13 protein-coding genes are annotated in these 12,540 nt (G+C 51.1%); 12 read left to right on the top strand and 1 reads right to left on the bottom strand.

Annotated elements, in window-relative coordinates:
• Positions 1-17: 17 nt before the first annotated feature.
• The gene (locus tag VGK02_07245) at positions 18-1,085 is read right to left on the bottom strand and encodes an amidohydrolase family protein (protein ID HEY3374840.1); all 1,068 of its coding nucleotides are present in this window, start codon (positions 1,083-1,085) and stop codon (positions 18-20) included.
• A gap of 204 nt (positions 1,086-1,289) precedes the next feature.
• Here VGK02_07245 and mtaB point away from each other — a divergent pair, with 204 nt between their 5' ends.
• The 12 genes from mtaB to mgtE all read left to right on the top strand — a co-directional run bounded on the left by mtaB (position 1,290) and on the right by mgtE (position 12,503).
• Positions 1,290-2,576 (top strand): tRNA (N(6)-L-threonylcarbamoyladenosine(37)-C(2))-methylthiotransferase MtaB, encoded by a 1,287-nt coding sequence (gene mtaB / locus VGK02_07240; protein HEY3374839.1) that lies wholly within the window; start codon positions 1,290-1,292, stop codon positions 2,574-2,576.
• An 18-nt stretch (positions 2,577-2,594) separates the two neighbouring features.
• A complete protein-coding gene (locus VGK02_07235; protein ID HEY3374838.1) occupies positions 2,595-2,942 on the top strand; it encodes a histidine triad nucleotide-binding protein in 348 nt (115 codons plus the stop codon).
• 54 nt (positions 2,943-2,996) lie between these two features.
• Positions 2,997-3,458 carry a GatB/YqeY domain-containing protein gene (locus VGK02_07230; protein ID HEY3374837.1) on the top strand — a complete coding sequence of 154 codons (462 nt, stop codon included), beginning with the start codon at positions 2,997-2,999 and terminating at the stop codon, positions 3,456-3,458.
• Between the two features lie 72 nt (positions 3,459-3,530).
• Positions 3,531-4,505 carry a PhoH family protein gene (locus VGK02_07225; GenBank protein ID HEY3374836.1) on the top strand — a complete coding sequence of 325 codons (975 nt, stop codon included), beginning with the start codon at positions 3,531-3,533 and terminating at the stop codon, positions 4,503-4,505.
• 3 nt (positions 4,506-4,508) lie between these two features.
• Positions 4,509-6,632 carry an HDIG domain-containing protein gene (locus tag VGK02_07220; GenBank protein HEY3374835.1) on the top strand — a complete coding sequence of 708 codons (2,124 nt, stop codon included), beginning with the start codon at positions 4,509-4,511 and terminating at the stop codon, positions 6,630-6,632.
• Entirely contained in the window at positions 6,613-7,074 is a 462-nt protein-coding gene (ybeY, locus tag VGK02_07215) for an rRNA maturation RNase YbeY (protein ID HEY3374834.1), read from the top strand. Before VGK02_07220 ends, ybeY begins: the two co-directional genes overlap by 20 nt.
• A 24-nt stretch (positions 7,075-7,098) precedes the next feature.
• Positions 7,099-7,803 (top strand): diacylglycerol kinase, encoded by a 705-nt coding sequence (locus tag VGK02_07210; protein HEY3374833.1) that lies wholly within the window; start codon positions 7,099-7,101, stop codon positions 7,801-7,803.
• A 132-nt stretch (positions 7,804-7,935) separates the two neighbouring features.
• Positions 7,936-9,213 carry a hemolysin family protein gene (locus tag VGK02_07205; protein ID HEY3374832.1) on the top strand — a complete coding sequence of 426 codons (1,278 nt, stop codon included), beginning with the start codon at positions 7,936-7,938 and terminating at the stop codon, positions 9,211-9,213.
• Between the two features lie 26 nt (positions 9,214-9,239).
• A complete protein-coding gene (locus VGK02_07200; GenBank protein ID HEY3374831.1) occupies positions 9,240-9,644 on the top strand; it encodes a cytidine deaminase in 405 nt (134 codons plus the stop codon).
• A 91-nt stretch (positions 9,645-9,735) separates the two neighbouring features.
• The gene (locus VGK02_07195) at positions 9,736-10,194 is read left to right on the top strand and encodes a GNAT family N-acetyltransferase (protein HEY3374830.1); all 459 of its coding nucleotides are present in this window, start codon (positions 9,736-9,738) and stop codon (positions 10,192-10,194) included.
• Between the two features lie 2 nt (positions 10,195-10,196).
• On the top strand, positions 10,197-11,138 hold the full coding sequence (gene era, locus VGK02_07190) for a GTPase Era (GenBank protein HEY3374829.1): 942 nt from the start codon (positions 10,197-10,199) through the stop codon (positions 11,136-11,138).
• A gap of 12 nt (positions 11,139-11,150) precedes the next feature.
• Entirely contained in the window at positions 11,151-12,503 is a 1,353-nt protein-coding gene (mgtE, locus tag VGK02_07185; GenBank protein ID HEY3374828.1) for a magnesium transporter, read from the top strand.
• The last annotated feature ends 37 nt before the right edge of the window (positions 12,504-12,540 follow it).

Raw genomic sequence — 12,540 nt, 5'->3', positions numbered from 1 at the left:
ATTCGGTGCGGTTTAAATTATGCGAGTTCGGCACCGTCGATAAACACTCGTTGCGGCAGATACCCATCGACTGCTAAAAAGCCGGCGGGCGCGCCTTCCTTAAGCGGCTCAGCGGTTGCAGCCTTCAGAATCTCTTCAACGGAGAACTCTGCTTCGGCAAGATAACCAAGCTCTCGCAAAAACGTCGTGCCGTAGGGGATAAAGGCGGAGCCGGCGTCGCTGCCTGGGAGAACGCTGATGCCCATATCTTTGGCTCGTGCTACCATATCTAGATGTTCGCGGACCGATGTATCTATTGAACGAACGGCCTCAGGGCTAGTCTCTGCCTTCTTAAGGTAGGAAAGGGCAGTGACGGTGGGGATGAGGCTCGTTCCCCTTTCCGCCATCAATGAGAGCGTCTCAGCCGTTGCAAAAAACCCGTGCACGATCATATCCGCACCCGCATAAACAGCATCGCGTACGCGCACATCGGTATTTGCATGGCAAGCGACAGGTAGGCCCATCCGGTGCGCGTAATCGATAATTACAGCGAGCTCTCCCCTCTCGAACTCCCCTGCTGAAACGGAACCACTTTGCGGTATGAAGATGCCGGAGTTGATGATCTTAATATAATCAACGCCATACGAGATGAGGGTACCGATTTCCCTTTCGGCTTCCGCCGCATCGGCAACGCCGCGGCCAAGAAATCCACCGTAACCATCTCGCTTATATATTGCATATCCCGAGGCCATAACGCTAATGTTACAACCGAGAAGGTTTTTTGCCTCGAGGCCGGAGAGGCGGATATCGCCCGCCTCATAAACCTTTGTGATGCCGCTGCTTGCAAGGCCGGATGCAATCTTGCTAAGCACTGTCTCGTCTTTGGTGAAAAAGTGCAGGTGATAGTCAGAGAACGGTGGGGAAATCGTGTATCCGGTGCAGTCAACAACTTCGATATCTTGGGTATCAACCCTACTCATATCAAAGTGAGGCGTGATTTGCTGAATCACGCCATCTTCTACCAGTATAAATCGATCAGCAGTGTAACCATGCGCGGGATCAAATATGCTGTCTGCCCGCACGAGAGTTCTTCGACGTTTAAACATGGTATTATTCTACGTTCAATCTTTGTTGTTGTCATTCAATCAATAGCCTCACCCTCTCCATTGCATCGCATAAAGAGCGGCTACTATCCTGCCGTTTTGCTGCTAAATAAGCTCAAGGCTGTTGCCATAGCTGCTCAAACGCGACAAAATAGTACAATATACATAAAACATTAGGAAGGATCGTGGCCCGGCGGGCCATATTTCATGCTTATGGAAAAGACAATGCGTTTTGCAATACATACGCTTGGCTGTAAGGTCAACCAATACGAGAGCGAGAAAATCACAAGCAATCTTATCGGTATGGGCTGGGAATTTGTTGACTTCGCAGCGCAGCCGGATGTTTTTATTATTAACAGCTGTACCGTGACCTCGGTCGCCAGTCATAAATCCCGGCAGCTTATCAGGCGTGCGATTAAAGGCAACTCTGGAGCGCTCGTCGTTGTCGCCGGTTGTTACGCCGATGCCGACCGCGCCGAGATCGAGAAAATCGCCGGTGTCGGCCTGGTTGTTGGCAACGGGCAGAAGGATCGGATTCCCCGGCTAATCACGGCGCATCTTGGTATAGCGTTAGATGGTAACGGCGACAAGCAGAGCATACAAGCAGGTCAGCATGGGCATACGCGGGCGCTTGTTAAAGTACAGGACGGCTGCGATAATTTCTGCACCTACTGTATCGTTCCGTATGTGCGCGGTGACCTTTGGAGTCGCCCTGCAGATGACGTGGTTGCCGAAGTACGCGCTTTGGCCGACGGCGGCACGCAGGAGATTGTTCTAACAGGTATCCACCTGGGGCTTTACGGCGCGGGAATAGATACCGATCTTGGCGGCTTACTGGCGCGCCTCGTTGAGGTTCCCAACCTCGGCAGGATTCGCTTAAGCTCGATTGAGCTCAACGAGGTGTCGCCGCAGATTATCGAGCTTATGGCAACTTCAGGCAAGATGGCGAATCACCTGCATATCCCGCTGCAAAGCGGCAGCGATGCGATTCTGAAGCGAATGAACCGGCATTATACCGCCGAAGAATTCATTGCACGCGCGCGTGAGCTACAAGAGAAGATCGAAAACGTAGCGATTTCAACCGATATTATCGTTGGGTTTCCCGGTGAGACCGATGCCGACTTTGCGGAAAGCTTGCGCGTAGTAAAAGAAGTCGGGTTTAGTAAGCTCCATGTATTTAAATACTCGCTGCGCAAAGGTACGCCTGCGGCAACCTACGACGATCAAATCCCGGGCAGCGCTAAGGATGCTCGCTCGATGGCGCTTATCAATGCAGGCCATACGTTTGCGGCGGATTTCGCCGCTCGCTATGTCGGAAAACGCTTAAGCGTGCTCATCGAGCGCGGTGTCGGGGATCGCCTCTCCGGCGTAAGCGATAATTATGTCAGGGTTTATGCGCACGGCCCCCGTGAAATAATCGGTACATTAGCGGATATTGAGATAATCGAACAGGAAGACACGGCCCTATATGGTAGATTAGTATGGAAACGTTGACAATGGAGGAGGACGCGTATGGAGAAAGACCTGTTCTGCAGGATCGTTGAGGGTGAGATTCCGGCGGATATCGTGTACCGGGATGACGACGTGGTCGCCTTTCGCGATATTAGCCCTGCGGCACCCGTACATGTGCTTATCGTACCGAAAAAACATGTTGCAAAGCTCTCGGATGCGACGGAGGCCGACGCCGTGCTGCTCGGCAAGATAGTGCTTGCGGCGAATAAAATCGCCGAGAAAGAAGGTATATTAGAGAGCGGCTATCGTCTGATCGCAAACACCGGCGCTAATGCAGGCCAAGAGGTTATGCATGTGCACTTTCACGTGCTCGGCGGCAAAGAACTCGGCCCGCTGCTGTGTAAGTAGGAGTGCAAGAACTAACCGAAATTCCATAGAGTGTTACGCGCAAAGGAGGCTTACATGCCGATTAAAGACCAGCTTAACGAAGATATGAAATCAGCGATGCGTGCTGCGGCGGGCAATCCTGATGAGAAAATCAGGCTGGGAACCATTAGGTTTCTTAACGCCGAGCTCAAAAATGCCGAAATAACCAAGAAGGAGCCGCTCAGCGACGAAGAGATTCTCGAGGTGATCCAGCGCCAAATCAAGCGCCGGCGCGAATCGATCGAGCAGTATAGAAAAGGCGGCAGAAACGACCTCGCCGATAAAGAGGAAAAAGAGAGTGCCGTTTTGGCCGGCTACCTGCCCGAACAACTTTCGGATGACGAACTTCGCACGATCATTAAAGGTGCCGTCGAGCAAACCGGCGCGTCAACGAAGCGTGAAATGGGTAAAGTTATGGCCATTGTCATGCCCCAGGTTAAGGGCAAGGCCGACGGACGGCGCGTCAACGAGGTAGCCTCGGAGTTCTTGAGTGGCTAAGCCGCTGGTAGTCGCTGTTACTACATAAATATGGTATAATTTTCTCACTTAAAGGAGTGAGTTAGCTTAAAATTGACAGAGTCAGTAGAAATTAAGCTTACGGTCCCGGCTGAGCAGCCGATGGTTGAATTACTCGGCCAACGCGACCTGTTTTTACGTATTATTGAGGCACGATCAAATGCCGTGATCCTCGTAAGAGGCAACGAAATAACGATGACGGGGCTTCCCGATGATGTGGAGTCCGCTTCCACCATATTCGCCGAACTGCTTAAAGTGCTGGAGCATGGACAGAAACTGACGGAACAGAAAGTCGAGCATACGGTTGATCTGGTGCTCGATGCTAATCAGGTCAGCCCATCGAGCATCTATTCCGATGTTATTATCACGCACCGCAGAAAAGTCATTGGGCCTAAAACCTCAGGACAGAAGCAGTATGTTGACGCGATTCGCAACAATACCGCGACTTTTGCGGTCGGTCCTGCCGGAACGGGTAAGACCTATCTAGCTATGGCGATGGCGGTCAAGGCACTTAAAGATAAAGAGGTCGGCCGCATTATCCTCACACGTCCGGCGGTAGAAGCCGGCGAAAAACTCGGATATTTACCGGGCGATTTGTATCAAAAAGTCGACCCATATTTACGTCCACTTTACGATGCGCTTTATGATATGATGGATGCGGAGCAATTCCAGCATTTGATGGAGAGAGGTACGGTCGAGGTCGCACCCCTTGCCTACATGCGAGGTCGCACCTTAAATGATTCGTTCATTATATTGGATGAAGCCCAGAATACCTCGCCGGAGCAGATGAAGATGTTTCTCACCAGGCTAGGGTTTGGTTCGAAGGTAGTTATTACAGGCGATACGACGCAGATCGATTTGCCGCAAGGACAACATTCGGGCCTTCTCGTTGTCGAGAATATCCTTGCCGATATTGATAGCATCTGTTTTATTCATCTCACCGCGCGAGACGTGGTTCGTCATAAGCTTGTCCAAAGAATTGTTGAAGCTTATAAGCGGTATGACGAAGAAAGAGGTTCAAAGAAATAAGCCATGGGCGGCGATTTTGGCCTCAAGCAGCTAAAAGAGTTAAGCGTTAAGGTTGATTGGCGGGGTACGGGTCTTCGTCGATCTATCCTTGTTTTCTTCATTTTTACGGTTATTCTTGCCATTTTAACCATTGATTTTCTTCCCGATCGTTTGACCGGAGTCCAGGTTGGCAAACCCAGCACGAAAACGGTCAAAGCAACCCGCGACATCGAGTTTATCGATGTCGAAAAGACCGAGGCGCTTCGAAAAGAAGCCGCAACCCATATCCAGAAAATGTACAGCAGGGATTGGACGGTTGAGTCGCAAGCTACCGACCTAATTCACAAATTCTACAGCTCAGTGCGGCAGACACGTGATAACCAGGTACTTTTACCTGCCGCAAAGCTCGATATCTTAAGCAAAGAGGTCGGCCCCGATTTTGACCGGTCTATACTGCAAACAGCGCTCGCGATGCCTGACGCTGATTTAAGTGCAACCGAGCTCATGACGGCAAACCAAATCGACCAGGTTTATCGCGACCGTATAACCGTGGAAAATCTTGGAAGCAAAAGAAGCGAATTTGAAGATTCGGTGCGAAAGCTTACTTCAGACTCTAATAAGAATGCGCTCGTTGTGGGGGTCGGTAAGCTCTATCTAAAAGCGAACTATTTCTACGATAAAGATGTAACCGAGAACCTTAAAAAGGATGCCAAGGCTAGTGTTTCCCCGGTTATCGTTAATAAGCAAAAGGGCGAAACCGTTGTCCGAGAAGGCGAAATCGTAACCAGCTCCCAGGTACGAATACTGCGCGAGCTGGGGCTCATGACCCGCGGTATCGATCTCATGCGTCTTGCCGGTCTTACGCTCTTTGCGCTGGTATCATTTCTAGCATTTGGTCTGTATCTCTACCATTACGAGCCGAAGGTGTTTAAAAGCGACCGCCTGATAGCGGTGCTTGGCATAATATTCCTGGTGACGGTACTTGCCGCCAAGTTCGTGGGCCCGTTTTACTCGTTCTTTGTGATCCCGGTCGGGGCGGCGGCGATGCTCACCGCACTTCTCTTTAACAGCCAGACAGCGGTCCTTATGACGCTTATGTTAAGCATTTATTCGGGGCTGCTGGCCGGGCAAAACTACCAGTACGCACTATATGGCCTCTTTACCGGCCTTTTTGCGATATTCGCTATTAATAACATCCGTCATCGAACCGACTTAGTTCTATCGGGGGCGTGGGTAACGGCTGCGAGCACGATGGTCGCACTCATTACCACGCTGCTTTCCGGCGCTGCCTGGGTAGATGTCTTTAAAAACCTCGGGTGGGGTCTGGTCGGCGGTATTTCGACGGCCGTGTTGGCTATCGGCGGTCTACCTTTTCTAGAGAAGGTGTTCGGCATTACCACCGACATCAAGCTAGTTGAGCTTTCCTACCCAAATCAACCGCTCTTGCGTGAGATGATGATGAAAGCTCCCGGCACGCATAACCACAGTGTTATGACGGGCAATCTGGCCGAGACCGCTGCCGAGGAAATCGGAGCAAACCCGCTCTTGGCACGTGTGGGCGCTTACTATCACGATATCGGTAAGACCAAGCGGCCGATGTTTTTCGTCGAGAACCAGATCGGCGGCGACAACCCGCATGACCACACGAACCCGTCTTTAAGTTGCTTGATTATTACCTCGCATGTCAAAGAGGGCGTCGAGCTTGCGAAGAAGTATCGCCTGCCGGACGAGATTGTCGATATTATCAACCAACATCACGGCACCAGCGTCGTGCAATATTTCTTCCATAAAGCAAAAGAAAACATCGCCAAAGAGACGATTTGCGAAGAGAATTTTAGATACGCGGGGCGCAAGCCAAGCTCAAAAGAAGCTGCACTCGTTATGCTTGCCGATTCCGTTGAGGCCGCGGCTCGTACAATCACGAAGCCGTCACCCGGAAGAATCGAACAACTTATCAAACGTATCGTTCAGAGCAAGCTCGATGACGGACAATTAAGCGAAAGCAATCTCACGCTCAACGATATAGAGAAGATTATTAAGAGTTTCACCCAGGTACTAAGCAGCCTCTATCACACGCGAATAGAGTATCCGACCGCACAGGTACCGCAGACAAGGAGCCTAGTCAGCCATGGACATCCTCATAAGTAACGAGCAGCTTGTCGCTGTCAACGAAGCACCATTGATACGAACAGGACGTCACGCGCTCGAGTTTGAGGCAGCGCCTGAGAATTCAGAGCTTAGCATCGCCCTTGTTGACGAGCAACAGATGCAGAGGCTTAACGCTGAGTACCGGGGTAAAGACACGCCCACCGATGTGCTTTCATTTGCAACGGGCGAAGCTGAAGAGACTCCTGCTACTATGCCCGATGAGCCGTATCTGATAGGCGACGTCGTTATCTGTCCGGCAATTGCCGCGAAACAAGCCGCCGAGTACGGCCAAACATTCGAACAGGAAATGGCGCTCCTTTTAGTTCATGGAATACTGCACCTGCTCGGTTACGACCATGAAACCGATGAGGATGCGTCAGAGATGGAAGCGCACGAGCACGACATTCTCGCCGGTCCGGCGACGTCTTCTGAGAATGAATAAATTACATGGGATGCAACGATAGAGATGAAGAAAAGTAGATCGCTACTTCAAAGCTTCAATTATGCAATCGACGGGTTAGTGTACGTGCTGCGCACGCAGCGCAACATGCGAATCCATTTTTTAGCCGCCGCTCTTGCGCTTGGTTTGGCGCTATTTCTGCATCTCCAGACCTGGGCGGTTGTCGCACTTATCTTCGCGGCCGCGTTGGTGATGGTGGCGGAATTGATCAACACCGCGATTGAAGCGACAATTGATCTGGTTACCAACGAATACGATCCAATCGCCGAAATCGCCAAGGACGTGGCGGCGGGTGCGGTGTTGCTGGCAAGCATCAACGCGCTTATCGTTGCCTACTTCGTCTTTTTCTCGAAGCTGAGCCCATACGGTTTAAATCTGCTGCAAACAGTACGTCAATCGCCATCGCATTTAACTGTGATAGCGTTGATACTGGTACTGTTAACCGTAATCGCTGCGAAAGCATGGATCGGCGGCGGAAGCTTCTTGCGGGGCGGATGGCCGAGCGGGCACAGCGCTCTCGCCGGTGCACTTTTTACCGCGATCGCGTTCATCAGTCAATCGCCGCTTATCGCAACACTGGGATTGGCGCTCGCATTTTTGGTGTTCCATAGCCGGGCGGATGCCGGCATCCATACGACACTCGAGATCGTTTCCGGTGGCGTGATAGGCATACTGATTACTATACTGATATTCCAGGTATTCTATGTGTAGGTAAGATACGCTCACGCCTGCAGCCAACAGGACATATGCGTTAACATAGAGCATGACCTGGCAAAAGCGAAGAACTTGCGTTATCATTCCGATAATTATATATATTAAGTTGCCTTAAGGAGGACATATTTCTTGTCAGACCCATCTTTTTACTGGTTATACATTATTCTTATCATCGTATTAGTCGGCATCTCGGCGGTTTTAACCGCAATTCGAAGCGCAGTTCGCGCCGTGAGTAGGCTTCGTATACGATATCTTGTCGAGCAGGATAATCCATCCGCTAAAACTCTTGAGAAGCTGCTCGCGCACCCCAGCCGCTTTATGTCGTCGCTTATTTTGATAGATAACGCAGCCAATATCGGTGCGGTCGCCACCGCTACGCTGCTTGTCGATATATATCTTCACGTTTATGTTGTATTGATTTCGACAATCATTATGACATTTCTCATTCTGGTGTTCGGCGAGATCGTCCCCCGCACATATGGCGTCCGAAACGCCGAGGGTCTGGCGCTTCGCTCGGCGGGGTTGCTAAATATGCTATCGGTAATATTAAGTCCGTTTAGCAGGCTGTTCATTGCAATAGCGAACGTATTTGTACGTCTCTTCGGCGGCAAAGCCATCAAAGAGATCCCCGTCGCAATTGAAGAGGAGATGGGGCTTTCCCACAATGAAGAAGAAGGCGTATTTGAAGAGCAAGAGCTCATTCATAGTATCTTTGTCTTCGGCGATACGATTGTTCGCGAGGTCATGGTGCCGCGAATCGATATGGTGGCGGTCGATGTCGACGCACCGATCGAGGAAGTGCTCGCGATCATTATTCACGAGGGGCACTCACGAATACCGGTGTATGAGGACACGGTCGATAACATTATCGGCATTATCTATGCCAAAGACATTCTCATTCAGATGAGCAAGGGGACGATCGACGTACCGCTCAGGCAGCTTATGCGCCCGGTCTACTACGTGCCGGAATTGAAAAAAGTCAACGAACTGTTGCGTGAGCTGCAGAAGAAGCGGCTTCATATGGCCGTGGTCGTGGACGAGTACGGCGGGACGGCGGGCCTGGTTACCATCGAGGACTTGCTCGAGGAAATCGTTGGTGAGATATTCGACGAGTACGACCTCGAAGAGACGCTCATCGAGATTATAGACGAGCGCACAATCAGGATGGACGCCCGTGTCAACATCAACGAAGCGAACGAGCTTCTGAACGCGAATCTTTCCGGGGACAATGTCGACACTATCGGCGGTTTTGTCTATGGTCTGTTCAGTCGAATCCCCAGCTCCGGCGAGGAAGCCCGGTTTAACGGGCTTACCTTCAGGGTTGAAAAAGTCATCGGCCGGCGAATTTCAAAGGTGCTTATCACAAAAGAAGAAGCGCCGACGGAAGAAGGCCAGGAAGCCGGTTAACACAAGCTTTGAAGCAAGGAGTCACTATGGATGAAACTATGCTTATACAACGCGCATTTGAAGCCCGGCTGGAAGCGTATGCGCCGTATTCCGGTTTCCGTGTGGGTGCGGCCGTACTCAGCGACGATGGCCGGGTGTTTACCGGCGTAAATATTGAAAATGCATCATATGGGCTTACGCTCTGTGCGGAGCGCGCCGCACTCGCTCAAGCCGTGGCGGAAGGCTGCCGGCGATTTACTGCACTCGCAATTGCAACCGACAGCCCATCGCCGACATACCCATGCGGCGGCTGCCGGCAAGTGCTTGCCGAGTTCGGCCCCGATACGCTTATCATCATGGCCACGGCAAAAGGTGATATCGCGAAAGCCACTGCACAGGAACTTCTTCCCCACGCATTTAGCGGTGACCGGTTTATCGACACAAATGATTGATGAAAGCATTACGAGCAAAACATTCTACTACGACCCGTCGAACTGCCGGGCGCTTTATAATTAGCATGACGTTAATTCAGACCAAAAACTAATGGACGTATCTGTAGAGCGCATTCAAGAGTTTAATACCGAGCTAATCGAGAAGCTCACCGAAATCGAAGCCGAACCGTTCGGTGATGGCGGGCTTAATCGCTGGACCTTCCCCGTTTTTATTCGTCACGGCGCCGTCTACGTGCTAAAACATGAGGGTTCGATATGCGGTGTCGCCGACATTATTAGGGATTGGTCTAATCCAGGGCTTGCTTTCCTTGTGAATTTTGTCGTAATAAAGAATAAGAGGGGCTGCGGCTTGGGCACGTTATTTCTAAACGCCGTCATCGATACGCTTCATAATGAAGGTGTTCGCCGTGTCCAGCTTACCGTCGATCCGAAAAACGAGCGGGCGACATGGGTATATAAACGGGCAGCTTTTCACGAGGTCGCATATCTTTCCGAGGAGTATGGACCGGGAGACGACAGGCTGCTACTTGAACGAGAATTGGAACAATGATAATGAGCGACGATACGCAAGGTGATAGACAGGGTGGCACCGAAGAGCACAAAATCCCATTTAGGTCGGGTTTTGTTGCAATCGTGGGCAGGCCTAATACCGGTAAATCGACACTGCTAAATTTCTTGGCGAACAAGAAGGTTGCGATTATCTCAGATAAGCCGCAGACGACGCGAAACAGCATCCGGGCGATTCTGAACTTCGAGAACGCTCAGATCATCCTGATTGACACGCCGGGGCTTCATAAACCCAAAGACGCGCTCGGCGGGCACCTTAATCAGACGACTCGCAACACTTTGCAGGATGTCGACGCGATAATATTCATGGTAGACGCCTCAACGATGATCGGCGGCGGCGATCTTTATATCGCTAATGAGCTTTCAACGCTTGCGACACCAAAGATTCTGGTGCTTAATAAGATAGATAAGTTATCTCCGCACGATATCGAAGTTCAGCTCGAGGTCGCCCGTCAGCTGGGCGATTTCGATGGCATTATTCCGCTATCGGCGGCAACAGGTGAAAATGTCGGCACCTTAACCGGAAAGCTGCTCGAACTTCTACCTGAGGGACAGCAGTATTATCCGCTGAATATGGTAACGGATCAGCCCGAACGAATCGTTGTGGCAGAGCTTATCCGTGAAAAGGTGCTTGAGCTTACCCGAGAGGAAGTACCGCACAGCGTCGCCGCCGAGGTTCAAGAGATGAAACCCCGAAAAAAGAGCGAGATTGTCGACATATTTGCAATCATCTTTGTCGAGCGGGAATCGCAAAAAGGAATTCTCATCGGCAAAGGCGGCCGGATGCTTCACGATATCGGCTCAAAAGCCCGGGCTGAAATCGAACAGTTGCTCGGAAGCCAGGTATATCTCGACCTGCGGGTCAGGGTCAAGAAAGACTGGCGGAAGGAGGAGCGCTATATACGGCAATTCGGCTATATAGAATAGGGGCGAGGAACCATGCAAGAGAGAAACAGAATACTGCTTGTCGCGGCGGAAAGTCTCCTCAGAAGAGACCGCTTGAAGCAAGTAATCGCACTACTCGACAAACTTCACCCGGCTGATGCCGCCGAAATCGTCGCAGCGCTTCCCGATGATGACCAAAAGAGAGTTTTTGAATCCTGGGACATTCCCCATGCCGCCGATGCGTTCCAGGAGATGGATGAAGACGAGCAAGCCGATATCGTTGACCTTCTAAGCACCCCCTTAGTCTCCGACATATTGGAAGAGATGGCTGCTGATGATGTCGCTGATTTGCTTGCCGGTCTTCCGCAGCAAGAAGTCGCACGGATTCTCGCAACTATGAATCGTGAAGATGCGGCCGAAGTGCTGAAACTCATGCAATACAAGCCGAACACCGCCGGCGGCATCATGACCCCCGAGTTCGTTGCGCTTAAGAAGGACATGACTGCGCAGGAAGCCATTGATCTACTGCGCGAGCAGGCGCCAAACGCCGAAACCATCTATTACATATTCATAATAAACAGCGACCGTCAGCTTGTCGGAGTGATATCGCTTCGCGACCTCATAATAGCCAAGCCTAACCAGCGCATTGAAGCGATCATGAACCCAAATGTCATCTTCGTCGACGTCGACACCGATCAGGAAGAAGTTGCTAATATTATGTCGCGCTACGACCTGTTAGCGCTTCCTGTCGTCGATGCCGAGCACCACCTGCTCGGCATCGTAACCATAGATGATGTCGTCGATGTTATCGAGGAAGAGGCCAACGAAGACATCTACCGCCTCGGTGGTGTTACTCGCGAAGAGCGGCTCGACAGCCCAACGCTGGAATCGATTCGAAACAGGCTGCCGTGGATGACGCTGAACTTGGGGACCGCTTTTCTAGATTACCTGGTTATCTCCCGCTTTCAGGGAACGCTCGATAAAATTGTCATCCTGGCCGCCTTTATGCCGATTGTCGCTGGTATGGGCGGTAACATGGGAACGCAAACACTTACTGTAACAACGCGTGGTATCGCGCTCGGGCAACTCGAGTTCCGGGAGGGCTTACGAGTTATTGCCAGACAAGTTGCCGTAGGACTTACCATCGGCATTGTAACCGGTTTTCTTGGTGGATTGGTTGCATATTTTACCCAGGGTAACGTATATTTTGGCTTTGCTTTATTCGCCGCCATGACGATCAACATGGCCGTTGCAGGCCTAACCGGGGCGGGCATTCCGATTATTTTGCGCTTCTTACACCAGGACCCGGCGCTTGGCTCAAGTGTAATTGTTACAACATTTACCGATGTGTTTGGGTTCTTGACTTTCCTGGGTATAGCCACGCTGTTAATCCGTTTTTTGGTATAGCCCCATTTACGTTTTTTCACAAGGGAATTTGGCAATA

The sequence above is a fragment of the Candidatus Aquicultor sp. genome, from assembly GCA_036504445.1.
Classification (GTDB): Bacteria; Actinomycetota; Aquicultoria; order Aquicultorales; family Aquicultoraceae; genus DASXVE01.
This window is presented reverse-complemented; position numbering and strand designations above follow the sequence as displayed.